The organism is Arthrobacter sp. Y3223166 (genome assembly GCF_059090935.1).
On record NZ_JBNHGE010000005.1, the window covers coordinates 58,232 to 82,135 of the forward strand.

Sequence of the window (23,904 nt, forward strand, 5' to 3'; positions counted from 1 at the left end):
GGGGACCGCCGCGATGGGCTAGACGGAGCGGTGCAGGATGGCCTGGCGCACCTCGGTGATCGCCTTGGTCACCTGGATGCCGCGGGGGCAAGCCTCGCTGCAGTTGAAGGTGGTGCGGCAACGCCACACGCCTTCCTTGTCGTTGAGGACCTCCAGGCGCATGTCGCCGGCATCGTCGCGGGAATCGAAGATGAAGCGGTGCGCGTTCACGATCGCCGCCGGCCCGAAGTACTGGCCGTCGGTCCAGAACACCGGGCAGGAGGAGGTGCAGGCGGCGCAGAGGATGCACTTGGTGGTGTCGTCGAACCGCTCGCGGTCCTCCTGCGACTGCAGCCGCTCGCGGGTCGGCGCGTGGCCGTTGTTGATCAGGAACGGCATGATCTCGCGGTAGGACTGGAAGAACGGCTCCATGTCCACGATCAGGTCCTTCTCCACCGGCAGGCCCTTGATCGGCTCCACCGTGATGGGCTTGGCCGTGTCCAGGTCCTTCAGCAGCGTCTTGCAGGCCAGGCGGTTGCGGCCGTTGATGCGCATCGCATCCGAGCCACAGACGCCGTGGGCGCAGGACCGGCGGAAGGAAACGGAACCGTCATGCTCCCACTTGACCTTGTGCAGGGCATCCAGCACGCGGTCGGTGCCGTACATGGTGAGCTTGAATTCGTCCCAGCGGGCTTCCTCGGAAACCTCCGGATCGTAGCGGCGGACCTTCAGCGTAATGTCAAAGCTGGGGATTTCGCCGCCGCCGCCGACCCCGGGAGCCAGCTCGACCTTGGACGGTCCTTCGGGAATTTCGGTCGCGGTGCTCATCAGTATTTCCTCACCATCGGTTCGTAGCGCGTGAATACCACGGGTTTGGTATCCATGCGGATGCCGGCCGTCTGATCGGTCACGGCGTCGACGTCCAGGTAGCACATCGAGTGCTTCATGAAGTTCTCGTCGTCGCGGTCCGGGTAGTCCTCGCGGAAGTGTCCGCCGCGGGACTCCGTGCGGTGCAGCGCCGCCACGGTCATCACCTGGGCCATGTCCAGCAGGAAGCCGAGTTCCACGGCCTCCAGCAGGTCCAGGTTGAAGCGCTTGCCCTTGTCCTGGACGCTGATGTTCTTGTAGCGCTCGCGCAGCGAAGCGATCACGTTCAGCGCCTCGGTCAGGGACTTCTCGTCGCGGAACACCTGCACGTTGGCATCCATGATGTCCTGCAGTTCCTTGCGGATCTGGGCGACCCGCTCGGTACCGGTACCGCCGCGCACCGTCTCGAGCAGCTCCATCGTGTACAGCTCCGGGTTCTCCGGCAGCTCGACAAAGTCCGCGGTCTTGGCGTACTCGGCGGCGTTGATGCCGGAGCGCTTGCCGAAGACGTTGATGTCCAGCAGGGAGTTGGTTCCCAGACGGTTCGAGCCGTGGACGGAAACGCAGGCCACCTCGCCGGCGGCGTACAGGCCCGGCACCACGGTGTCGTTGTCCTGCAGCACCTCGGCCTTGATGTTGGTGGGAATGCCACCCATGGCGTAGTGGGCGGTGGGGAACACGGGCACCGGCTCGGTGTAGGGCTCGACGCCGAGGTAGGTGCGTGCGAACTCCGTGATGTCCGGCAGCTTCGCGTCAATGTGCGCCGGCTCCAGGTGGGTCAGGTCCAGCAGCACGTAGTCCTTGTTCGGGCCGCAGCCGCGGCCTTCCCGGACCTCAAGGGCCATGGAACGGGCCACGATGTCACGCGGCGCCAGGTCCTTGATGGTGGGGGCGTAGCGCTCCATGAAGCGCTCACCGTCGGCGTTGCGAAGGATGCCGCCTTCGCCGCGGGCGGCCTCGGAGAGCAGGATGCCCAGGCCGGCCAGGCCGGTCGGGTGGAACTGGACGAACTCCATGTCCTCCAGCGGGAGGCCGCGGCGGAACGCGATGCCCATGCCGTCGCCGGTAAGGGTGTGCGCGTTGGAGGTGGTCTTGAAGACCTTGCCCACGCCGCCCGAAGCGAAGATGACGGACTTTGCCTGGAAGACGTGGAGCTCGCCGGAGGCCAGGTCGTAGCTGACGACGCCGGCGACGCGCTTCTGCTTGTAGGGGGTGCCGTCCGCGCGGGTGGCGTCTTCCTCGACCAACAGCAGGTCCAGCACGTAGTACTCGTTGTAGAACTCAACGTTGTGCTTGACGCAGTTTTGGTAAAGGGTCTGCAGGATCATGTGTCCGGTGCGGTCGGCGGCGTAGCAGGCGCGGCGCACGGGGGCCTTGCCGTGGTCGCGGGTGTGTCCACCGAAGCGACGCTGGTCGATCTTGCCCTCGGGCGTCCGGTTGAACGGCAGGCCCATCTTTTCCAGGTCCAGCACCGCGTCGATGGCTTCCTTGGCCATCACTTCGGCGGCATCCTGGTCAACCAGGTAGTCGCCGCCCTTGATTGTGTCAAAGGTGTGCCATTCCCAGTTGTCCTCTTCGACGTTCGCCAGTGCGGCGCACATGCCGCCCTGGGCCGCGCCGGTGTGGGAACGGGTGGGGTACAGCTTGGTCAGTACTGCGGTGTGCGCGCGCTGGCCTGATTCGATCGCGGCGCGCATACCGGCGCCACCGGCACCGACAATGACGACGTCGTACTTATGGACCTGCATACTGGATGCTCTTTCTGTTGAAACTGGGTTTTCTTCGCCGTGTGGGGTTCACGACGGGCAACGGCGCCGCGGTCTGTCGCGGGGACGGTTAGGGTGCCGGGCAGAACGACGGCAGCAGATCGGCGGTGGCGTTCGCCGGGCACGGATCGAAGGTGAAGATCACCAGGGTGCCGAGCACGATGATGACGGCAGAGGCCACGTAGAGGACCATCTTGAACCAGAAGCGGGTGATGTCCTTTTCCGCATAGTCCTCGATGATGGTCCGCACGCCGTTGGTGCCGTGCAGCATGGCCAGCCACAGCATGGCCAGGTCCCAGATCTGCCAGAACGGGTCGGCCCACTTGCCGGCCACAAAGCCGAAGTCGATGGCGTGGACGCCTTCGCCCACCATCAGGTTGACGAACAGGTGTCCAAAGACCAGCACCACCAGGATGAGGCCGGAGAGCCGCATGAACAGCCATGCGTACAGTTCGAAGTTGCCCTTGCGCCCCTTGTTGCGCATGTACTCGGGAGCGATGCGGGCGCTGCGGGGAGCCTGGATTTCAGAGTTGACCGACATGAGTTAGTGACCCCCGGTGAAAGCGAGCGTGAGGTGGCGGATGAGGAACGGAACCATGACGACGACCCAGAGGCCGACAACCCCCCACAGAAGCTTGGCCTGGTACTTGGGCCCCTTCTTCCAGAAGTCGATGAGGATGACGCGAAGCCCGTTAAAGGCGTGGTAGACGATGGCCGCTACCAGGCCGGCTTCCAGAATGGCCATGATCGGGTTCTTGTACGTGGCCATGACGGCGTCGTAGGCGCCCGGGGATACCCGGACCAGCGCGGTATCGAGCACGTGAACCAAGAGAAAGAAAAAGATTGCGACGCCCGTGATGCGGTGTCCTACCCAAGACCACATGCCTTCACGGCCGCGGTATAAGGTCCCTGCTGGTGTCTTCGACACTGAATTACCCTCCCTGCATCGCAGAGGCGCAGCGTGGCTTCCACGCAAGAGTTGACGCCGGTGCGAGAGCGCTCTATAGCTCAAGACTAATCTAGGCTTCGCTGAGGGCTTATTCAATTTAGGTACGGCAGGGTGTGACCTTTTTAACAGCAGGGGCTTAACCGCCCGTGCTGTACCGGCTTCCACGGGGCGGATGAGGCCGGTTTACGCCCCCGCAGGACCTGGATTTTGACGCGGCGCCAGTTGGCGCCGATACGGCACCGGCAAACCACCCCGATGGGAGAAATCGGCCTCCAGGATGAAGGCGGTACCCACGAGGCTGGATTACCGTGGAGAGCGTGAACACTCAAGCAGCAGGCCGGGGTGCGGCCGACGACGACGCCGTGCTGGACCGTTTTCATGCCGTTATACCGGCCGGCGGGACCGGGACGCGGTTGTGGCCGCTGTCCCGCGCGGCGGCCCCGAAGTTCCTGCACGACCTGACCGGTTCCGGGTCCACACTCATCCGCGCCACCTATTCCCGTCTTGAGCCGCTGTGCCAGGGGCGGACCCTGGTGGTGACCGGCAAGGTGCACCGACATGCGGTGTGCGCGCAGCTGCCCGAACTTCAGGATGCGAACCTGGTGCTGGAGCCGGAACCGAAGGACTCTGCGGCGGCGATCGGTCTCGCCGCGGCGATCCTGTACCGGCGGGACCCGCGGATCATCATGGGCTCCTTCGCCGCGGACCAGGTGATCACCCCGGCGGAGGAGTTCCAGCAGGCGGTCCGCGAGGCGGTGTACACCGCGGCCGAGGGCTACATCGTCACGATCGGGATCACCCCGACGCATCCGGCCACCGGCTTCGGGTACATCCGTTCCGCCGGGGCGCTGCAGGTCCCCGGCGCGCCCTCCGCGCAGGCGGTGGCCGAGTTCGTGGAGAAACCCGACGAGCAGGTGGCCCGCGGCTACCTGGCGACGGGGGAATATTCCTGGAACGCCGGCATGTTCGTGGCGCCGGTTGACCTGCTGCTGAAGCATCTGGAAACCAACGAACCCGAACTCTTTGCCGGCCTGACCGAGATCGCCGAGGCCTGGGACACCCCGGCCCGCGGCGCGGTGATGCGCAGGATCTGGCCGGACCTGCCCAAGACGGCCATCGACTACGCGGTGGCCGAACCCGCGGCGGCCGCCGGGGACGTGGCGATGATTCCCGGTTCCTTCTCCTGGGACGATGTGGGCGACTTCGCCGCGATCGGGCGGCTGAATACCGCCAGCGAAACCTCCGGGCTCACGGTCCTCGGCGAAGGGGCGAGGGTCTTCGCGGAGTCGGCCACCGGCGTCGTGGTCTCCGACACCAAACGCGTGATCGCGCTGATCGGCATCGACGACGTCGTCGTGGTCGACACCCCGGACGCGCTGCTGGTGACCACTAAGGAACACGCGCAGAAGGTGAAGTCCGCCGTCGAACACCTCAGGGCCAGCGGCGACACCGACGTCCTCTAAAGCCGCAAGGCACCCGGGACCGGCGGCGAAAGCCTGATCGTGTGCAAGGCCGGCGACCGTCCTCGGAACGTCGCTCAAATCGATAGAGTGCAGGTGTGCAGAAGATTTCAGAAACTCCGCTGGCCAATCTCAATATCGGCGTCTGGGCATCGCCACTGCTGGATGAACTCCGGCGGTTCCGGCGGGACCTGCACCAGCATCCCGAGCTGTCGCACAAGGAATTCCTCACCACCCGGAAGCTGGCCGAGCGGCTGACGGCCGCAGGACTCGAGCCGCAACTGCTGGACGGCACCGGGCTGTTCGTCGACATCGGGGAGGGCCCGCTGGCCATCGGGCTGCGCGCGGACATCGACGCCCTGCCGATCATGGAAGAAACCGGCCTCGACTACGCCTCGGTTAACACCGGCATCAGCCATGCCTGCGGACACGACATCCACACCACGGTGATGCTCGGCGTCGCGCTGGTCCTGCGCAAACTGGATCTGGAAGGCGAACTGCCCGCCCGCGTGCGGGTCATCTTCCAGCCTGCCGAGGAGACCATGCCCGGCGGCGCGTTGGCCGTCATCGAGCAGGGCGTGCTGGAAGGGCTGCCGCGGATCCTGGCACTGCACTGCGACCCGCGCATCGACGTCGGCCTGGTCGGCACGCGGATCGGAGCCATCACCTCCGCCTCGGACACCATCCGGATTGAACTGCGCGGGCGCGGCGGCCACACGTCCCGCCCGCACCTGACGGAGGACCTGGTGTTCGCGCTGGCCGAGATCGCCGTCAGCGTCCCGGCCGTCATCAACCGGCGGATCGATGTCCGCAGCGCCGTCTCGCTCGTGTGGGGGCAAATCCAGGCGGGCGCCGCCCCCAACGCGATCCCGGCCGTCGGCTACATGGCCGGCACCATGCGCTGCCTGGACGGGGAAGCCTGGCAGGCCGCCGGTGAGCTGGTGGACGAGGTGGTCAACCAGGTGGCCGCACCGTTCGGCGTGGACGTCAAGCTCGAACACATCCGCGGCGTGCCTCCCGTGATCAACACCGAGCGGGAAACCACGCTGCTCGAGGCGGCGGCCCGGAGCGAGCTGGGGGAGGACGCGGTGACCCTCACGCCGCAGTCGATGGGCGGGGAGGACTTCGCCTGGATGACCCAGGAAGTGCCCGGCGCCATGATGCGGCTGGGCACCCGGAGCCCGGGCGGCGAAACCTTCGACCTGCACCGCGGCGACTACGTTCCCGACGAGCACGCCATCGGCGTGGGCGTGCGCGTCATGGCCAAGGCCGCCGTGCTGGCCGCCCGGCGTCACCGGGACACGGCAGCCGGTGCTACCCAAAAGTAACAACTTTTGAACAATCTGCGCGCGCCGGTAGCGATTGCTTCGCCGGTGGGGCGCGCGGGAACTACTGTAGGGTCATCAACTGTGCACCTGCAGGACAGGTGCTGTGCCACGCGGAGTACAAGTCAAACGCCGCACTTCTTGTGAAGCGACCATTGAACTGTGGCGGGGCAGACATTCTTTTATGGAGGAACATTGAAGACTTCACTGCGCAAGATTAAGCGCGGCACCGGCCTCTCCGCCGCGGTGCTGGGCGCGTCCGCACTGGTTCTGACCGCGTGCGGCGCACCGCCGGCCCAAGAGGGCGGCGCCAGCGGCAGCCCGGCAGCGGAAGGCACCGACTACCTCGGCTGCATCGTCTCCGACTCCGGTGGATTCGACGACCGCTCGTTCAACCAGTCGAGCTACGAAGGCCTGAAGATGGCCGAGGAAGAGCTGGGCATCAAGATCCGCGAGGCCGAGTCCCAGGCCGAGACCGATTTCGGTCCCAACGTGGATGCCATGGTGCAGGCCAACTGCAACATGGTCCTGACGGTCGGCTTCCTGCTGGGCGACGTGACCAAGGAGGCGGCGGCGGCCAACCCTGAGACCAACTTCGCGATCGTCGACTACAACGACCCGGAGTTCAGCGACAACGTCAAGCCGATCATCTATGACACGGCGCAGGCGGCGTTCCTGGCCGGCTACGTGGCGGCCGCAACCAGCGAGACCGGCAAGGTGGCCACCTACGGCGGCATGAACATCCCCACCGTCACCATCTTCATGGACGGCTTCGCCGACGGCGTCGACTACTACAACGAGCAGAAGGACGCCAACGTCGAACTGCTCGGCTGGAACAAGGAAGCCCAGAACGGCACCTTCGTCGGCAACTTCGAGGATCAGGGCAAGGGCAAGACCAACACCCTGAACTTCATCAACGAGGGCGCCGACATCATCATGCCGGTGGCAGGCCCGGTGGGCCTGGGCACGCTGGACGCCGTGCTCGAAGCCAATGCCGACGGCAAGGATGCCAAGGTCGTATGGGTCGACTCCGACGGCTACGAGACCGCCGGCAAGGCCGAGGAATTCATCCTCACCTCGGTGATGAAGCTGATGGGCAACGCGGTCGAGGAAGTCGTCAAGACCGACGCCGAGGGCAACTTCGACAGCTCGCCGTATGTCGGAACCCTGGAGAACGGCGGCGTGGCACTGGCCCCGTTCCATGACCTCGACGCAGCGGTTTCCGACGAGACCAAGGCGGAACTGGAAACCATCAAGGAGTCGATCATCTCGGGCGAGATCAAGGTCGAATCCAAGGCCAGCCCGCAGCAGTAAGCACGCAGCGGACCGCCGCCCTCCGTACCGGACACCGGTGCCGAGGGCGGCGGTTCGCGCTGTAATCGGCCGAACCGGTTTAGGCTAGGCACAGCGTCCGGGCAGCAGCACCGTCCGGCACCGCGCCGCTGGATGACGACCGTCGTACCTACGGACAAAGAACAGGTGGGTTGGGGTTGAAACTCGAGCTCAAGGGAATCACCAAGCGATTCGGCTCCCTGGTTGCCAACGACCACATTGACCTGGTGGTGCAGCCGGGACAGGTGCACAGCCTGCTGGGCGAAAACGGCGCCGGGAAATCGACGCTGATGAACGTCCTCTACGGGCTTTACGAGCCCAGCGAAGGCCAGATCCTGGTCGACGACAAGCCCGTGACCTTCGACGGCCCCGGGGACGCCATGGCGGCCGGCATCGGCATGGTGCACCAGCACTTCATGCTGGTCCCGGTGTTCACCGTGGCCGAGAACGTGGCGCTCGGCAATGAGGCGACCAAGGCCGGCGGCCAACTCAATCTGGAGGAGACCCGGGCCCGGATCAGGGAGATCTCCGACCAATACGGTTTCGAGGTGGACCCCGACGCGGTGGTCGAGGACCTGCCGGTCGGGGTGCAGCAGCGGGTCGAGATCATCAAGGCCCTGGTCCGGGACGCCGAAGTGCTGATCCTGGACGAGCCGACCGCCGTCCTGACGCCCAAGGAAACGGATGAGCTGCTGGGCATCATGGGCCAACTCAAGGCCGACGGCAAGGCCATCGTCTTCATCTCCCACAAGCTGCGTGAAGTCAAGGCGGTTTCGGACATCATCACGGTCATTCGCCGTGGCAAGGTCATCGGCGACGCGCCGCCCTCGGCCTCCACGACCGAGTTGGCGGAAATGATGGTGGGCCGCGCCGTCAGCCTGACCCTCAACAAGGAACCGGCCCGGCCGGGCGAAGAAACGTTCACCGTCAACAACCTCACCGTGCGTTCGGCCACGGGCCAGCGCGTGGTGGACGGCATCAGTTTCGGCATAGCGCGCGGCGAAATCCTCGCGGTGGCCGGCGTCCAAGGCAACGGGCAGACCGAACTGACCGAGGCGATCCTGGGGCTGCAGGACCACGTGTCCGGCTCCATCAGGCTCGAAGGCCGCGAACTGGTGGGGCGCAAGGTCAAGGACATCATCGAGGCCGGCGTCGGTTTCGTGCCGGAGGACCGCAGCGTCGAGGGCCTGGTCGGTACCTTCTCGGTGGCCGAAAACCTCATCCTCAACCGCTACGACCAGCCGCCGTTTGCCCGCGGCCTGGCCATGAAGCCGGCCCTGGTCGCCCGGAACGCCGAGCAATACATTTCGGAGTTCGACGTCCGCACCCAGTCTGCGGCGGCGGCGGCCGGTACCCTCTCCGGCGGAAACCAGCAAAAGGTGGTCATGGCCCGGGAACTGTCCAGGCCGTTGAAGCTCTTTATCGCTTCCCAACCCACCCGCGGCGTGGACGTAGGCTCCATCGAATTCCTGCACAAGCGGATCGTCGCCGAGCGCGACGTCGGCACGCCGGTGATGATCGTTTCCACCGAACTGGACGAGGTGCTGGAACTTGCCGACCGGATCGCCGTGCTCTACCAGGGCCGGCTGATGGGCATCGTCCCCGCCGGCACCTCGCGCGGCGAGCTGGGCCTGATGATGGCCGGCATGAGCGCCGAGGAAGCACAGGCACACCGGACGGACGCCGAAGTACAGCAGACAGACGCCGAAGGAGGCGAGGAATGAGCGCGGACGAGTCCGGCAAGCACGGGAAGCGGTCGAAACACGCGGGAACGCCCGCGGCGGAGGGCGACGAGCAGCGGCTCGAGGCGGCTGCCGCCCTCGGCGACGGCACCCAGGCGCCGCCGGCCGTGTTACCCACGGGGGAGAGCCTGCACCCCGAGTTGCGCGCGCATCAGACCATCATGCAGCGGATCGTCTCCGGCAACGCGCTGGTGGCTGTCCTCGCCATTCTGCTGTCCCTGATCGCCGGCGGCATCCTGATCGCGTTGACGAACGAGGAAGTCGCCCGGACCTCCAGCTACTTCTTCGCCCGCCCGCAGGACATGCTGGCTGCCGGCTGGACGGCCGCCGCCAACGCCTACGCCGCCCTGTTCCAGGGCTCGATCTTCAACTTCGAGGGCGCCTCGTTCGCCCGGATGATCTACCCGTTGACCCAGACGCTGACCGTGGCCACGCCGCTCATCTGCGCAGGCCTGGGCGTGGCGCTGGCGTTCCGTGCGGGACTGTTCAACATCGGCGCGCAGGGCCAGATCATCATCGGCGCCACCCTGGCCGCCTGGGTCGGTTTCAGCTGGCACCTTCCGGTGGGCCTGCACCTGCTCCTGGTCATCATCGCCGGCATCATCGGCGGCGCGTTGTGGGGCGGCCTCGTCGGCCTGCTGAAGGCCAAGACCGGTGCCCACGAAGTGATCCTGTCGATCATGCTCAACTACGTGGCCATCAACCTGGTGCTGTACCTGCTGACCATGCCCGCGTTCCAGCGACCGGGCTCCACCAACCCGATTAGCCCGCAGCTGGATGCCACGGCCATGTATCCGCCGCTCTTTGGCGACACCTTCCGGCTGCACTGGGGCTTCGTGGTAGCCATTCTGGCCACCGTTTTCTGCTGGTGGCTGCTCAACCGCTCCACCATCGGCTTCGAGCTGCGCGCGGTCGGCTCCAATCCGCACGCCGCGCGCACCGCCGGCATCAGCGTCACCAAGGGCTACGTCGTGGTGATGGTGCTGGCGGGCGCCCTCGCCGGCCTGGCCGGCGTCGCGCAGGTGGCCGGCACCGAACGCGTTCTGACCGCGGGCGTCGCTGCCAGTTTCGGGTTCGACGCCATCACCGTTGCACTGCTGGGACGTTCGACGCCGTGGGGCACCTTTGCGGCCGGCCTGCTGTTCGGCGCCTTCCGCGCCGGCGGGGTGACCATGCAGACCAACACCGGCACCGGCATCGACATCGTGCTGGTGGTCCAGTCCATGATCGTGCTGTTCATCGCGGCGCCGCCGCTCGTGCGCGCGATCTTCCGGCTCCCCGAGCCGGGCAAGCTGACGGCAAAACCCCGTAAGACCGCAAGCACCGGAGGTGCAGCATGAGCACGGTTACCGCCACCGCCCCGCAGCAAAGCCCAGCCGCCGCGGACACCGTGCGGAACTGGAAGACGCCGGTCATCCTGGCCGTCCTGGCCTTCGCGGCCGTCCTGGTTTTCGCGGTCGGGGCACCGGACAACTCGGTGACCTTCCGGCTGTCGGACCCCAACGACCCGGTGGTGCTGCCGTCGGTGGTGCTCTCGGCCGTCGTCACCGGCTGGGTCACGGCCGTCCTGATGCTCGCCGCCGCCGTCTGGTCGTTCATGCTGGTCCGGTCCGGACGAAAGGTCCCCGGCTGGCTGGTGGCCGTCTTTGCCGTGCTGTTCGTGGTCGGATTCCTCACTTGGGTGGTCGGCAGCGCCCGGACCCCCAACGTGGCCCTCTACGGACTGCTGGCCGGTTCGGTCACGCTGGCCGTGCCGCTGATTTTCGGCTCCCTCTCCGGCGTGCTGTGCGAGCGCTCCGGCGTCGTCAACATCGCCATCGAAGGACAGCTGCTGTTCGGTGCCTTCTCCGCCGCGGTCGCCGGATCGCTCTCCGGCAACGCGTTCATCGGCCTGGCCGCAGCGGCCGTCGGCGGCGTGCTCGTCTCGGCGGTACTGGCGGTGTTCAGCATCAAGTACATCGTCAACCAGGTGATCGTCGGGGTGGTGCTCAACGTGCTGGTTTCCGGCCTGACCGGTTTCCTGTTCTCCACCGTCCTCTCGGCCGACTCGGCCACCTGGAACTCTCCGCCGCGGCTGCCGATCATCAGCATTCCGGTGCTGTCCGACATCCCGATCATCGGCCCCATCCTGTTCGAACAGTCGGTGGTCGGCTACCTGATGTACGTCGCGGTGGCCGTGATTTACTTCGGCCTGTTCCACACCAAGTGGGGCCTGCGCACCCGTGCCGTCGGGGAGCACCCGAAGGCTGCGGACACCCTGGGCGTAAAGGTCAACCGGATGCGGTTCATGAACGTGCTGCTGGCCGGCGTCGTCGCCGGTTTCGGCGGCGCCTTCTTCACCCTGGTCCTTGTTTCCAGCTTCGGCCGCGACATGACCGCCGGGCAGGGCTACATCGCCCTGGCGGCGCTGATCTTCGGCCGCTGGAACCCGCTGTACGCGTTCTTCGCGGCGCTGCTGTTTGGCTTCGCGACCAACCTCCAGTACGTGCTCAGCGCCCTGGGCTCCACGGTGCCGAACCAGTTCCTGGCCATGCTGCCTTACGTGGTGACCATCTTCGCCGTCGCCGGCCTGGTGGGCCGCGCCCGACCCCCGGCCGCCAGCGGCGTGCCATACATCAAGGGATGACCGTGGAAGCACCAACGACGGCCCAGGTGGACTGGCACGCCCTCCAGCAGGCCGCGGAAGCCGCCATGCGGCTGGCCTACGTGCCGTACTCGGGCTTCCCGGTCGGCGCCGCCGCGCTGACCGACGACGGCCGGATCGTCTCCGGCTGCAACGTGGAAAACGCCTCCTACGGCTTGACCCTGTGCGCGGAATGTTCGCTGGTGAGCCAGCTGAACATGACGGGCGGCGGGAAACTGGCCGCCTTCAGCTGCGTGGACGGGGAGGGCAACGCCCTGATGCCGTGCGGCCGGTGCCGTCAGCTGCTGTACGAGTTCCGCGCGCCCGGCATGCTGCTGATGACGCCGGCCGGCATCAGGACCATGGACCAGGTGCTGCCCGACGCCTTCGGACCGCAGCACCTGGCCTGACGGGCGGAACGCATCACCTAAGGAGCAGGACATGACCGAAACATTCGACGCCGTGGACATCATCCGGACCAAGCGGGACAAGGGAACGCTCAGCCCGGAGCAGATCGCCTGGACCATCGACGCCTACACCCGCGGGACCATCGCCGACGAGCAGATGTCCGCGCTGAACATGGCCATCCTGCTCAACGGCATGGACCGGGAAGAGATCGCGCACTGGACGACGGCGATGATCGCCTCCGGCGAGCGGATGGACTTCTCCTCGCTCGGCAAGCCGACCGCCGACAAACATTCCACCGGCGGCGTGGGGGACAAGATCACCCTCCCGCTGGCCCCGCTGGTGGCAGTCTTCGGCGTGGCGGTGCCCCAGTTGTCCGGCCGCGGCCTCGGCCACACCGGCGGCACCCTGGACAAGCTCGAGTCGATTCCGGGCTGGCGGGCCCTGCTCAGCAATGACGAGATGATGAGCCAACTGGCCGAGATCGGCGCCGTGATCTGCGCGGCGGGGGCCGGTCTGGCTCCCGCGGACAAGAAGCTCTACGCGCTGCGCGACGTGACCGGCACGGTCGAGGCGATCCCCCTGATCGCCTCCTCGATCATGAGCAAGAAGATTGCCGAAGGCACCGGCTCACTGGTGCTGGACGTGAAGGTCGGCAGCGGGGCCTTCATGAAGGACGAGCGCAACGCCCGGGAACTGGCCGAAACCATGGTCGCCCTGGGCCAGGACGCGGGCGTGAACACCGTGGCACTGCTGACCGATATGAGCACGCCGCTCGGGCTGACCGCCGGCAACGCCATCGAGGTCGAGGAATCCGTGGAGGTGCTGGCGGGCGGCGGCCCCGAGGACGTCGTGGAGCTGACCGTGAGGCTGGCCGAGGAGATGCTGCACGCCGCCGGCGTGACGGATGCCGACCCTGCTGCCGCGCTGCGGGACGGCCGCGCCATGGACGTCTGGAAATCCATGATCCGCGCCCAGGGCGGGGATCCCGACGCCAGGCTGCCGGTGGCCAGGGAGTCGGAAGTCGTCTACGCCGAGGCCGACGGCGTGCTGATGCAACTGGACGCCCTGGCCGTCGGCGTCGCCGCCTGGCGGCTCGGTGCCGGACGCGCCCGCAAGGAAGACGCCGTGCAGGCCGGGGCCGGCGTGCGGATGCACGCCAAGCCCGGGGCGGTGGTCCGCGCCGGCGAACCGCTGATGACGCTGCTGACCGATACCCCCGAAAGGTTCGACCGCGCCAAGGAGGCGCTGCGCGGCGCCGTCGTTATTGCCCCGGAGGGGAGCCGGCCGGCCCGGCGGCTGATCATCGACCGGGTAGCCTGACGCCGCCCAGGACCCCAGCTGAAAACAACTGGGGCAGCACGGATATATATCCACCGGGGCAAGCTCTTCCCGGCGTTCCCCCGGCCCCGCTACGATGAAATCGTGCGGCCGGAGCGGGGGATGCCCCGGCGCACCGCGGGGTCTGCGGCGTTGAGCGATGGGGGCCCGGTCAGGGATCTACCCGATAGCGGCACAAGATGCGGCATGGCATCGTTGGACTAGGTATCCAGCGGACAGGAACACTTCGTGCAGACTTTCATGGACGCGCTCAGCGTCTTCATCATCGACGCGGCAGCGCAATGGTGGATTTACCCACTGCTTCTGGCTCTCTGCCTGATCGACGGGATCTTCCCGCCGGTACCCAGCGAATCGGTGGTCGTGGCACTGGCTGCGATCGCGGTATCCGCCGGAGCCCCGAATATCTGGCTGGTGGCCGCCGTTGCTGCCGTCGGCGCGATAGCGGGGGACAACATCGCCTACCTGATCGGGCGCCGGATCGGCGCAGACCGTTTCCGCTGGATGCAGCGTCCCCGGGTTGCTGCGGCCTTCGCCTGGGCCCGCAGGGAACTGGACCGGCGCGGCGCGCTGCTGATCCTGAGCGCACGCTACATCCCGGTGGGCCGGGTGGCCGTCAACATGACCGCCGGCGCCACCGGATACAACCACCGCAAGTTCGTCCTCTTTTCCGTGGCCGCCGGCATCTCCTGGTCCTTGTACTCGGTAGCCATCGGGGCGCTGGCCGGGCGATGGTTCCACGACAACAGCCTCCTGGCCGCGGGCCTGGCGATCATCCTGGCGCTGCTGCTGGGCCTGGCACTGGACCACGGCATGAAATTGGCCAACCGGCGCCGTGCCGCGCGGCTGCGCGCGGCTGCCCCGGCCGGATACCGCGGAGCGGAGCCGGCCGCCGAAGCGGGGACGGCAGCGGATGCCGGGTCGACGGCGGAATCCGGGCCGGCGGCAGAAGCCGGCCTCTCGGTGGCGGCAGGCGATGCCGGCGCGGCCGCCGAGCGCCGGGACGCAGCAGTGGCGGCACGGCGCGATCCCGCCGACCAGCTGCCGGCAACGGGTTCGCGGACCGTCCGCTTCGAACCGTACGTTCCCCTGGCCGTGCCCTCCCGCAACCGTTCCGCCGCCGGACTCGACGACTGAACCCGGCGAGGGGATCCGCGCCGGTTCAGGCGTGCCCGGTGCTCGCGTAAGGTGGTGCCTGTGACTGAGCCTGAATACTCCGAAGACACCGCAGCCGACCTCGACGTCGACATCCGCAGCCTGCCGAAGGTTTCGCTGCACGACCACCTGGACGGCGGACTGCGCCCGGCCACCATCATTGAACTTGCCGCCGCCGAGGGCCACGAGTTGCCCTCCACCGACCCGGTGGCGCTCGGGGAGTGGTTCCGCGCGTCGGCGGATTCCGGCTCGCTGGTCCGCTACTTGGAAACCTTTGACCACACCATCGCCGTGATGCAGACCAAGGAAGGCCTGTTCCGCGTGGCCCGCGAATTCGTGGAGGACCTGGCCGACGACGGCGTGGTCTACGGCGAGGTCCGCTGGGCGCCCGAACAGCACCTAACCAAGGGCCTGACCCTGGACGAGGCGGTAGAGGCCGTCCAGGCAGGCCTGGAAGCCGGCGTGGACGCCGTGGAAGCCAGCGGCCGCCCCATCCAGGTGGGCCAGCTGGTCACCGCCATGCGGCATGCCGACCGCTCGCAGGAGATCGCAGAACTCGCCGTGCGCCACCGTGACCGGGGCGTGGTCGGATTCGACATCGCCGGAGCCGAGGACGGCTTCCCGCCCTCGCGCTTCAAGGACGCCTTCACCTACCTGGCCGAACAACAGTTCCCGGTGACAATCCACGCCGGCGAGGCGGCCGGAGTGGACAGCATCGTGGACGCGCTGGTCAGCGGCCGCGCGCTGCGGCTGGGCCACGGCGTCCGGATCGCCGAGGACATCCAGGTGGACTTCGGGCCCGACGACGAGGACGGCGAAGAGGTTGGCATGGTCACGCTGGGCCGGGTCGCCTCGTGGGTCCGCGACCGCGGCATCCCGCTCGAGTGCAGCCCGTCATCGAACCTGCAGACGGGCGCGATCGCCGTCTTCGGCGAGGGTATCCAGTCCCATCCGTTCGACCTGCTCTACCAGACCGGGTTCAAGGTCACGATCAACACCGACAACCGGCTGATGAGCGGAGTCACGCTCTCCGACGAATACGAGTTGCTGGTGGAAACCTTCGACTACGACCTGGACGACCTGCTGGAGATCACCCTCAACGCGGCCGAGGCCGCTTTCCTGCCGCTGGAAGAGCGTGAGGCGCTCATCGAGTTCATCGGCGAGGGCTTCAACAGCCAGCTGGGCTGACGCCGCGATGCCGCACGCCGGACACTCGTATGAGCGGGGGCCGCTCCCGGACGCCCCCGCCGAGTCCGGCCGGGGGGAGCTCCCGGACGCCCCCGCTGAGCCCGGCCGGGGGGAGGCGCTCGCCAGGCTGCTGGACGTCGTGGCACAACTGCGCGAACACTGCCTGTGGACCGCGGCGCTGACCCACGAGTCGCTGGTCGAGTACCTCGTGGAGGAAGCCCACGAACTGGCCGAAGCCATCGAAACCGGCCACACCGGCCGGGCCGACGTTGCCGAACTCAAGGGCGAACTGGCCGATGTGCTCTACCAGGTAGTGCTGCATGCCCGCCTGCAGGAAGAGCGGGGACACTTTGATTTCGACGCCGTGGCCGCCGAACTGACAGCCAAACTCATCCGACGGAACCGGCATGTCTTCCGGCCGGACGGGTCCCTGCAGGACAAGTTTCCGGAGACCATCGCCGAGATCGTGGCCGGCTACGACGCGGTCAAGGCGGCGGAAAACCCGGAGCGGACCACGCCGTTCGACGGGCTTCCGCACTCGCTGCCGGCGCTGGCGTTGGCAGCGAAATCGCTGGACCGCGCGGCCCGGGCGGGCAGCGCGGCGGGGGGCACCGGCGCGGCCGGTGCTGCCCGGGCAGAACGCGACGTCGGCGAGGAGCTGTTCGCCGTCGTCCGCCGGGCAGTCGAGGCGGGCGTGGATCCCGAGCAGGCCCTGCGGGGGGCCGTCCGCAGATTCCAGCAGCGCGTAACGGAAGAAAACCGCGGCGGGTGATCTCGATTAGTCTTAAGCCGGACCTTGCAGCCGGCCCCGGCCTCGCCTGCAGACATTCCATCTTTCGTTCCAACGAACAGGAGCTACTCCATGGCGCTGATCGATGCCATCCACGCGCGCGAAATCCTTGATTCCCGCGGCAACCCCACCGTAGAAGTTGAGGTGCTGCTCTCCGACGGCTCGATGGGCCGGGCCGCGGTTCCGTCCGGCGCCTCCACCGGGGCGTTCGAGGCGGTGGAACGCCGCGACGGCGAGAAGGACCGCTACCTGGGCAAGGGCGTCGGCCAAGCCGTGGCCGCCGTGGTGGACACCATCCAGCCGGCGCTGGCGGGCCTCGACGCCACCGACCAGCGGCTGATCGACCAGACCATGCTGGATCTGGACGGCACCTCCAACAAATCCGATCTGGGCGCCAACGCCATCCTCGGTGTGTCGCTGGCCGTGGCCTCGGCCGCCGCCGAATCCGCCAACCTCCCGCTGTACAAGTACTTGGGCGGCCCCAACGCGCACGTGCTGCCGGTCCCGCTGATGAATATCCTCAACGGCGGATCGCACGCCGACTCCGACGTGGACATCCAGGAATTCATGGTGGTGCCGCTGGGCGCCGCCACGTTCTCCGAGGGGCTGCGCTGGGGCGTGGAGGTCTACCACAGCCTCAAGACCGTGCTGAAGGAGAAGGGCCTGTCCACGGGGCTGGGCGACGAGGGCGGCTTCGCCCCGAACCTGCCCAGCAACCGGGCCGCGCTGGACCTGATCACCGAGGCGATCACCCGTGCCGGCTACGCCCCGGGCAAGGACATCGCCCTGGCCCTGGACGTGGCGTCCTCCGAGTTTTACCAGGACGGCGCCTACCAGTTCGAGGGCAAGTCCCTGACGGCGGCGGAAATGAGCGCCTACTACGCCCAGCTGGTGGCCGACTTCCCGCTGGTCTCCATCGAGGATCCGCTGGACGAATCCGACTGGGAGGGCTGGGCCGCGCTGACGGCCGAGTTGGGCGACAAGGTGCAGTTGGTCGGCGACGACCTGTTCGTCACCAACCCCGAGCGACTGCAGCAGGGCATCGATGCCAAGACCGCCAACTCCCTGTTGGTCAAGGTCAACCAGATCGGTTCGCTGACCGAAACCCTGGAGGCCGTGGCCCTGGCCCAGCGCAACGGCTACACCACGATCACCTCGCACCGCTCCGGCGAGACCGAGGACACCACGATCGCGGACATCGCCGTGGCCACCAACGCCGGCCAGATCAAGACCGGCGCCCCGGCCCGTTCGGAGCGCGTGGCCAAGTACAACCAGCTGCTGCGCATCGAAGAGGAGCTCGACGACGCAGCCCGCTACGCCGGTCGCGGCGCCTTCCCGCGTTTCACGGCGTAGTTCGGCCCGACCCTCGGTAATGTCTTAAGCGGGGCCCGGCGGCAAAGCCGGAGCCCCGCACGACGACCACGGTGAGGAGCCGCGAATGTCCACCCGACGCCCCAACATGCCCCGGGCCGGCCGCCCGGCCGGCAGCGGGCCTGCCTCGGGCGGCGTGGACGGCAAGGACACCGACGCGCGGGAACCGGAGACCGGACAGGTGATCCGGGCCGACTTCGGCCGGCCCCCGACCAGCTCCGCTCCGCAGCCGGATGCCCGCACCCCCCGCGCGCCGGACGCCGGCCAGCAGCGAAAGCCGAAGCCGCCGGCGAAACCCAAGCCCTCGCCGTCGGAAGCCCGCGCGGCCGAACGCCGGCAGCTGTCCGAGGCCATCCGGCAGCCGGCCGCACCGGCTGCCGGCCAAAAGCCCCGGCCACCGGCCAGGGAAACCCCGGCCGACGCCGTGCCGGTCCCGGCGAAAGCGTTCTCCGGGCGCCTGCTGGCGCTGGCCCTGGTGCTGGTATCAATCACCGTGCTGCTGGCCCCGTCGGTGCGGATCTTCATTGAACAGCGGGCGGAACTCTCCGCGCTGCAGGCGGACATCGCCGCCAAGAAAGACTCCAATGAACAGTTGACCAAGGAACTGGCCCGCTGGGACGATCCCGCCTACATCAAGCAGCAGGCCCGGGATCGCATATTCTATGTAATGCCGGGGGAGAAGCGGTACATGGTCACCGGCGCGGAGGGACTGCGCGAGTCCAACAAACATGCCTCCGCCACCGCACCCGAGGACCTGCCGTGGGTCGACGCCCTGTGGAACTCGGTGACCCGCGCGGCCACAGACTCGCCCGCAGCAGACTGACCTCCCGGCAGAGCCTGCCGAATCACACGGCCCTGCCCCACGGGCCGCAGCGCCAGGAAAGGACTGAGCCATGAACGACGCTCAGCGCACCCCCACCCCCGACGATCTCGACACCCTGAGCCGCCAGCTCGGCAGGCCCGTGCGCGACGTCGTGGAGATCGGCGCACGATGCGTCTGCGGAAACCCGCTGGTCGCCACGACGGCGCCGCGGCTAGGGAACGGAATCCCTTTCCCGACCACGTACTACCTGACCCACCCGGTCATCACGTCGGCGGTATCCCGGCTGGAGGCCGCAGGGGTCATGACGGAGATGACCGAACGGCTGGAGCAGGATCCGGAATTGGCCGCGGCCTACCACCGCGCGCACGAGGAGTACCTGGCGGCCCGCGACGAGGTCGGCAGCCGGGCCGGCATCGGCGACGTGCCCGAAATCGCGGGTGTCTCCGCCGGCGGCATGCCCACGCGGGTCAAATGCCTGCACGTCCTGGTGGGTCATTCGCTGGCCGCAGGTCCCGGCGTAAATCCGCTGGGCGACGAAGCGATCGAACGTATCGCGGAATGGTGGACCGCGGACCGCTGCTACTGCCCCGGAGCCTGGGATGTGGACGGCATCGCTCCGGCCCGGGATCTAAGCCGGCACACCCGGACGCAGGGACTGACGGCCGAAGAGCTGGCCGCGAAGAAGGCCCGGCGAGCCGGCGGCAGGGAGGCGGCGGACGACGACGGCGGCACCGTCGATGGCCCCACGTCCGGCCAGGCAGACGGAGGCGAGTCCTAGTGGCACGCGTCGGAGCGATCGATTGCGGAACCAACTCGATCCGCCTGCTGATCGCCGATGTCCAGGACGGCGGGCTCACCGACGTGGTCCGCGAGATGAGAGTCGTGCGGCTGGGGCAGGGCGTCGACGCCACCGGGGCGCTCGCGCCGGAAGCGTTGGAGCGGACCTTCGCGGCGGCGGAGGACTATGCCGGCCAGCTGCGCAGCCACGGTGCCGAAACCCTGCGCTTTGTCGCCACCTCCGCCACCCGCGACGCCGCCAACCGCCAGGTCTTCGTCGACGGCATCCGCCAGCGCCTCGGCGTGGAACCAGAAGTGATCAGTGGCCGGGAAGAGGCTGAGCTGTCCTTCACGGGCGCCGCCAACGTCCTGGCACCGCAACCGGGGGAGAAGGTGCTGGTGGTGGACCTGGGCGGCGGCAGCACCGAGTTCGTGCTGGGAACCGCCGACGGGGTGCTGGCCGCGCTCAGCACCGACATGGGGTGCGTCCGCTTTACCGAGCGGCACCTGCTCTCGGATCCGCCAACCGCCGCCGAGATCGCCCACGCCGTGGCGGGCGCCGAAGAACACCTGGCGCACGTGCTCGACGAGGTGCCGCTGGCCGACGTCGACCGCTTGGTCGGAGTGGCGGGGTCCGTCACCACGGTCACCGCCCACGCCTTGCAGCTGGCCGAGTATCGTCCGGAAAGCATCCACGGGGCGCATCTGGACGGTGCCCGGCTGGATGCTGCGTGCACCTCCCTCCTGAAGATGACGCGGCAACAGCGGGCCGCGTTGCCCTACATGCATCCTGGACGGGTCGATGTCATCGGCGCCGGCGCGCTCATCTGGCGGACCGTTTCCCGACGGCTGGCCGCACTGACCGGCGGCCGCGTGGACGGTGCGACAGCCAGCGAACACGATATTCTTGACGGAATCGCCCTGAGTGCGGCCACCCGGCTGCCGCACTGAGCTTCCCGGGTTCCGGGGACCAAACCGCTTTGCCAACGAAGGGACATCCATGCGCCAGCGCGACAGTGAATGGCCGGCCAGACGCGCGGCCGCGTCGAAGGCCTTCTCGCTGGGAACGGCGATCGCGGTGCTCGCCTCGTTGGTGCTTGCCGGCCCGGCCCAGGCGGACGACACCCGCGACAAGGAATACTGGCTGGACGCCTATGGGATTCGCGCCGCCTGGGACGAATCGCAGGGCGAAGGCGTCAAGGTAGCAGTGATCGACAGCGGCGTTGACGCGACGCACCCGGACCTCAAGGGTGCCGTGGTGGGCGGTACCGACGTATCCGGTTCCGGTGATCCCGATGGCCAGCGGGGCATCGGGCAAACGCCGGAGCACGGCACCTTGGTTGCCACCCTGCTGGCCGGACGCGGCCATGCACCGGAGAAAGACAAGAAGGACGCCAAAAAGAAGAACGACAAAGAGTCCAAGTCCAAGTCCAAGCACAAGGACGAGGGGATCGGCGCCGGCACGGACGGCGTGATCGGGGTGGCACCGAAGGCACAGATCCTGACGGCGTCTACCTGGCTCGGCACGCCCAACCCCTCGGGCATCGGCGTCGACGAGCAGATTCCGGCGGCCGTCCGCTGGGCCGTGGACAATGGCGCGCAGGTCATCAACATGTCACTGACCAGCTCCAGCACCTCCTGGCCGGAGAGCTGGGACGCGGCGTTCCTCTACGCCGAACAGCATGACGTGGTGGTCGTCGCCGCCGCGGGCAACCGCGCGGGCGGCACGGAACAGTCCGGCGCCCCTGCTACCATCCCCGGCGTGCTGACCGTGGCGGGATTGAACCGCGACGGCGAGGCGAGCCAGGAGGCCTCGGCCCAGAGCATCGTCATCGGTGTTGCGGCACCGGCCGAAAACCTGGTCGGCGGACTGCCCGGCGGCCTCTATGCCGACTGGTCCGGCACCTCCGGTGCCACGCCGCTGGTCTCGGGTGTGGCCGCACTGATCCGCTCCAAATACCCGGACATGAGCGCGGCCCAGGTGATCAACCGCATCGTCAGCACGGCCAAGGACGCAGGTGTTCCGGGCCATGATCCGATCTACGGCTACGGCGTACTCGACGCGGAGGCAGCCCTGAACGCGGACGTGCCGGAGGTCGCCGGCAACCCGCTCGGCTCCATCGCGCATTGGATTACGGTGCACCGCCGCGGTGAAGCCGCCGCCCCCCAGTCGGAGGCTCCGGTGCAGTCCAAGGCCGAGGCGCCGGATATTCCGGAACCCACTTCGCCCGTGGCGGTTCCCCCGAACAGCGAAGACTCGGTGCTGCCGGCCGTCCTCGTGTTTTCGTTCGGCGGACTGATCGCCGCCGTCCTAATATTGGGCGCCGTCCAGACCCTGCGCACGCGCAAGGCCGTGCGGCAGGGCACGTCGGCGGTCGAGGAAGCAAACACGGACTTCATCCCGCCGATCCGGGAAGAGATCCGGAAACCGGCCAAGAGCTGATTCTGCCTGGCCCCAGGGCTGTTATGCCCGCCGTCCGTACTTCGTGAAAAGTTTCACAAAAGCGACTATACTGAGGGCATGGCACTCACTCCTGCTCTGTCCGATCGTCCGCGCGTCCTGGTGGTCGGCGGCGGTTACGTTGGTCTTTACGTCGCGCTGAACCTCCAGAAGAAGGTCAAGCGGCACGGCGGCATCGTTACCCTGGTGGACCCGCTGCCGTACATGACCTACCAGCCGTTCCTGCCCGAGGTCGCCTCCGGCAGCATCGAAGCCCGCCATGTGGTGGTCAACCACCGGCAGCACCTGCGGGACACCGAACTCATCACCGGCAAGGTGACGTCGATCGACCATGCCGCGAAGAAGGCCGTGATCACCCCCGCCGCCGGCGAGGCCTTCGAGCTGGACTACCGCGACGTCGTCGTTGCCGCCGGTGCCATTACCCGCACCTTCCCGATCCCGGGACTGGCCGAAGCCGGCATCGGCCTGAAGACGGTGGAAGAAGCCGTGGAACTGCGCAACAAGGTCCTCGAGCGGATCGAAACCGGTTCGTTGCTCCCGGAGGGGCCGGAGCGGACCCGCGCGCTGACCTTCGTCGGCGTCGGCGGAGGCTTCGCCGGCATTGAAGCCATGACCGAGATCGAGGACCTGGCCCGCGCCGCCGTCAAGAAGAACGGGCGGCTGCGCCAGGAAGACCTGCGCTTCGTCCTGGTCGAGGCAATGGGCCGGATCATGCCCGAGGTTACCGAAGACCAGGCCGAATGGGTCGTGGAGCACATGCGCTCGCGCGGCATCGAGGTCATGCTCAACACCTCGCTGGCCAAGGCAGAAGGCGGCGTGCTGGAGCTGATCAACATGCCGGACAAGACTCCCGCCGAAACCTTCGAGGCCGATACCCTGCTGTGGACCGCCGGAGTGCAGGCGAACCCGGTGGCGCGCAACTTCGGCTTCCCGCAGGACGAGCGCGGCCGGATCAAGGCCGACGCCACGCTCCAGATCATCGACGAGAACGGCCCGATCGAGGGAGCCTGGACCGCCGGCGACGTCGCCGCCGTGCCGGACCTGACCGGCGGCGGCGTGGGAGGGTTCTGCGTTCCCAACGCCCAGCACGCCATCCGCCAGGCGAAGCGTCTCGCCAAGAACATCTACGCCGCCCGCTGGGGCGTGGGCACCGTCACCGAGTACAAGCACAAGAATCTGGGCGCAGTCGCCGGCTTCGGCCTGAACAAGGGCGTCGCCAAGATTATGGGCATCAAGCTCAAGGGCTGGCCGGCATGGATGGCTCACCGCGGCTACCACGGGATGGCCATGCCGACGGTGGAGCGCAAGATCCGCGTGATCTCGAACTGGTTCTGGACAATCTTCCTGGGCCGCGACACCACGCGCCTTGCCGACCTGCAGACCCCGTACCGCCAGTTCCGCGAGGCGGCTTCCCCCAAGCCGCGCCCGCAGGCCGCCGAGGCCCCCAAGCCGGCAGGGGATGCCAAGGGCACCGGGGCGGACAAGGAGCTCGCCTCCACCGGCCGCTAGGCGCACCGGCATCAGGCCCGGGTACCGCTGTGGCGGTGCCCGGG

21 protein-coding genes are annotated in these 23,904 nt (G+C 67.8%); 17 read left to right on the forward strand and 4 right to left on the reverse strand.

Features of this window, described 5'->3' with window-relative positions; genetic code table 11:
* Window positions 1–18: 18 nt before the first annotated feature.
* From AC5RUH_RS04520 to sdhC, 4 genes are all read right to left on the reverse strand, one after another.
* Window positions 19–807, reverse strand: coding sequence for a succinate dehydrogenase iron-sulfur subunit (locus tag AC5RUH_RS04520; RefSeq protein WP_494001495.1), 789 nt, complete (start codon window positions 805–807; stop codon window positions 19–21).
* Window positions 807–2,594, reverse strand: a complete 1,788-nt coding sequence (gene sdhA, locus AC5RUH_RS04525) for a succinate dehydrogenase flavoprotein subunit (protein WP_493978599.1) — start codon at window positions 2,592–2,594, stop codon at window positions 807–809. The genes AC5RUH_RS04520 and sdhA overlap by 1 nt, the downstream gene beginning before the upstream one ends.
* A gap of 88 nt (window positions 2,595–2,682) precedes the next feature.
* Window positions 2,683–3,153 (reverse strand): succinate dehydrogenase hydrophobic membrane anchor subunit, encoded by a 471-nt coding sequence (locus tag AC5RUH_RS04530; protein WP_494001494.1) that lies wholly within the window; start codon window positions 3,151–3,153, stop codon window positions 2,683–2,685.
* A gap of 3 nt (window positions 3,154–3,156) precedes the next feature.
* Window positions 3,157–3,540 (reverse strand): succinate dehydrogenase, cytochrome b556 subunit, encoded by a 384-nt coding sequence (sdhC, locus tag AC5RUH_RS04535; RefSeq protein ID WP_493987889.1) that lies wholly within the window; start codon window positions 3,538–3,540, stop codon window positions 3,157–3,159.
* Window positions 3,541–3,878: 338 nt separating this feature from the next.
* Between sdhC and AC5RUH_RS04540 the strand changes: the two genes are divergently transcribed.
* The 17 genes from AC5RUH_RS04540 to AC5RUH_RS04620 all read left to right on the forward strand — a co-directional run bounded on the left by AC5RUH_RS04540 (window position 3,879) and on the right by AC5RUH_RS04620 (window position 23,860).
* A complete protein-coding gene (locus AC5RUH_RS04540) occupies window positions 3,879–5,024 on the forward strand; it encodes a mannose-1-phosphate guanylyltransferase (RefSeq protein ID WP_494073561.1) in 1,146 nt (381 codons plus the stop codon).
* Window positions 5,025–5,119: 95 nt separating this feature from the next.
* Entirely contained in the window at window positions 5,120–6,349 is a 1,230-nt protein-coding gene (locus AC5RUH_RS04545; protein ID WP_494128015.1) for an amidohydrolase, read from the forward strand.
* Between the two features lie 192 nt (window positions 6,350–6,541).
* Window positions 6,542–7,660, forward strand: a complete 1,119-nt coding sequence (locus AC5RUH_RS04550) for a BMP family lipoprotein (protein ID WP_494073562.1) — start codon at window positions 6,542–6,544, stop codon at window positions 7,658–7,660.
* A gap of 176 nt (window positions 7,661–7,836) precedes the next feature.
* On the forward strand, window positions 7,837–9,402 hold the full coding sequence (locus AC5RUH_RS04555) for an ABC transporter ATP-binding protein (protein WP_494001871.1): 1,566 nt from the start codon (window positions 7,837–7,839) through the stop codon (window positions 9,400–9,402).
* Window positions 9,399–10,760, forward strand: a complete 1,362-nt coding sequence (locus AC5RUH_RS04560; protein WP_494128016.1) for an ABC transporter permease — start codon at window positions 9,399–9,401, stop codon at window positions 10,758–10,760. Before AC5RUH_RS04555 ends, AC5RUH_RS04560 begins: the two co-directional genes overlap by 4 nt.
* Window positions 10,757–12,046 carry an ABC transporter permease gene (locus tag AC5RUH_RS04565; RefSeq protein ID WP_494014406.1) on the forward strand — a complete coding sequence of 430 codons (1,290 nt, stop codon included), beginning with the start codon at window positions 10,757–10,759 and terminating at the stop codon, window positions 12,044–12,046. The genes AC5RUH_RS04560 and AC5RUH_RS04565 overlap by 4 nt, the downstream gene beginning before the upstream one ends.
* A gap of 2 nt (window positions 12,047–12,048) precedes the next feature.
* Window positions 12,049–12,453 carry a cytidine deaminase gene (locus tag AC5RUH_RS04570; RefSeq protein ID WP_494073564.1) on the forward strand — a complete coding sequence of 135 codons (405 nt, stop codon included), beginning with the start codon at window positions 12,049–12,051 and terminating at the stop codon, window positions 12,451–12,453.
* 31 nt (window positions 12,454–12,484) lie between these two features.
* Complete coding sequence (locus AC5RUH_RS04575; protein WP_494014404.1) at window positions 12,485–13,771, forward strand: thymidine phosphorylase; 1,287 nt, start codon at window positions 12,485–12,487, stop codon at window positions 13,769–13,771.
* Window positions 13,772–14,017: 246 nt separating this feature from the next.
* The gene (locus AC5RUH_RS04580) at window positions 14,018–14,923 is read left to right on the forward strand and encodes a DedA family protein (RefSeq protein WP_494128017.1); all 906 of its coding nucleotides are present in this window, start codon (window positions 14,018–14,020) and stop codon (window positions 14,921–14,923) included.
* Window positions 14,924–14,983: 60 nt separating this feature from the next.
* Entirely contained in the window at window positions 14,984–16,129 is a 1,146-nt protein-coding gene (locus AC5RUH_RS04585; protein WP_494026095.1) for an adenosine deaminase, read from the forward strand.
* A 7-nt stretch (window positions 16,130–16,136) separates the two neighbouring features.
* Window positions 16,137–16,901: a MazG nucleotide pyrophosphohydrolase domain-containing protein gene (locus AC5RUH_RS04590; protein WP_494128018.1), complete on the forward strand. Its 765-nt coding sequence runs from the start codon at window positions 16,137–16,139 to the stop codon at window positions 16,899–16,901.
* Window positions 16,902–16,991: 90 nt separating this feature from the next.
* The gene (gene eno / locus AC5RUH_RS04595) at window positions 16,992–18,272 is read left to right on the forward strand and encodes a phosphopyruvate hydratase (RefSeq protein WP_494001483.1); all 1,281 of its coding nucleotides are present in this window, start codon (window positions 16,992–16,994) and stop codon (window positions 18,270–18,272) included.
* A gap of 85 nt (window positions 18,273–18,357) precedes the next feature.
* Complete coding sequence (locus tag AC5RUH_RS04600) at window positions 18,358–19,113, forward strand: FtsB family cell division protein (RefSeq protein ID WP_494001482.1); 756 nt, start codon at window positions 18,358–18,360, stop codon at window positions 19,111–19,113.
* A gap of 70 nt (window positions 19,114–19,183) precedes the next feature.
* Entirely contained in the window at window positions 19,184–19,891 is a 708-nt protein-coding gene (locus AC5RUH_RS04605; RefSeq protein WP_494128019.1) for a DUF501 domain-containing protein, read from the forward strand.
* A complete protein-coding gene (locus AC5RUH_RS04610) occupies window positions 19,891–20,841 on the forward strand; it encodes a Ppx/GppA phosphatase family protein (protein ID WP_494128020.1) in 951 nt (316 codons plus the stop codon). Before AC5RUH_RS04605 ends, AC5RUH_RS04610 begins: the two co-directional genes overlap by 1 nt.
* 49 nt (window positions 20,842–20,890) lie before the next feature.
* A complete protein-coding gene (locus tag AC5RUH_RS04615; protein ID WP_494128021.1) occupies window positions 20,891–22,333 on the forward strand; it encodes a S8 family serine peptidase in 1,443 nt (480 codons plus the stop codon).
* Between the two features lie 78 nt (window positions 22,334–22,411).
* Window positions 22,412–23,860 (forward strand): NAD(P)/FAD-dependent oxidoreductase, encoded by a 1,449-nt coding sequence (locus tag AC5RUH_RS04620; protein ID WP_494128022.1) that lies wholly within the window; start codon window positions 22,412–22,414, stop codon window positions 23,858–23,860.
* Window positions 23,861–23,904 lie beyond the last annotated feature (44 nt).

Coding starts and splice junctions, on each gene's coding strand:
- AC5RUH_RS04560 (WP_494128016.1), top strand. CDS start 9,399: ATGAGCGCGGACGAGTCCGGCAAGCACGGGAAGCGGTCGAAACACGCG.
- AC5RUH_RS04565 (WP_494014406.1), top strand. CDS start 10,757: ATGAGCACGGTTACCGCCACCGCCCCGCAGCAAAGCCCAGCCGCCGCG.
- AC5RUH_RS04600 (WP_494001482.1), top strand. CDS start 18,358: ATGTCCACCCGACGCCCCAACATGCCCCGGGCCGGCCGCCCGGCCGGC.
- AC5RUH_RS04605 (WP_494128019.1), top strand. CDS start 19,184: ATGAACGACGCTCAGCGCACCCCCACCCCCGACGATCTCGACACCCTG.
- eno (WP_494001483.1), top strand. CDS start 16,992: ATGGCGCTGATCGATGCCATCCACGCGCGCGAAATCCTTGATTCCCGC.
- AC5RUH_RS04615 (WP_494128021.1), top strand. CDS start 20,891: ATGCGCCAGCGCGACAGTGAATGGCCGGCCAGACGCGCGGCCGCGTCG.
- AC5RUH_RS04620 (WP_494128022.1), top strand. CDS start 22,412: ATGGCACTCACTCCTGCTCTGTCCGATCGTCCGCGCGTCCTGGTGGTC.
- AC5RUH_RS04590 (WP_494128018.1), top strand. CDS start 16,137: ATGCCGCACGCCGGACACTCGTATGAGCGGGGGCCGCTCCCGGACGCC.
- AC5RUH_RS04575 (WP_494014404.1), top strand. CDS start 12,485: ATGACCGAAACATTCGACGCCGTGGACATCATCCGGACCAAGCGGGAC.
- AC5RUH_RS04530 (WP_494001494.1), bottom strand. CDS start 3,153: ATGTCGGTCAACTCTGAAATCCAGGCTCCCCGCAGCGCCCGCATCGCT.
- AC5RUH_RS04520 (WP_494001495.1), bottom strand. CDS start 807: ATGAGCACCGCGACCGAAATTCCCGAAGGACCGTCCAAGGTCGAGCTG.
- sdhA (WP_493978599.1), bottom strand. CDS start 2,594: ATGCAGGTCCATAAGTACGACGTCGTCATTGTCGGTGCCGGTGGCGCC.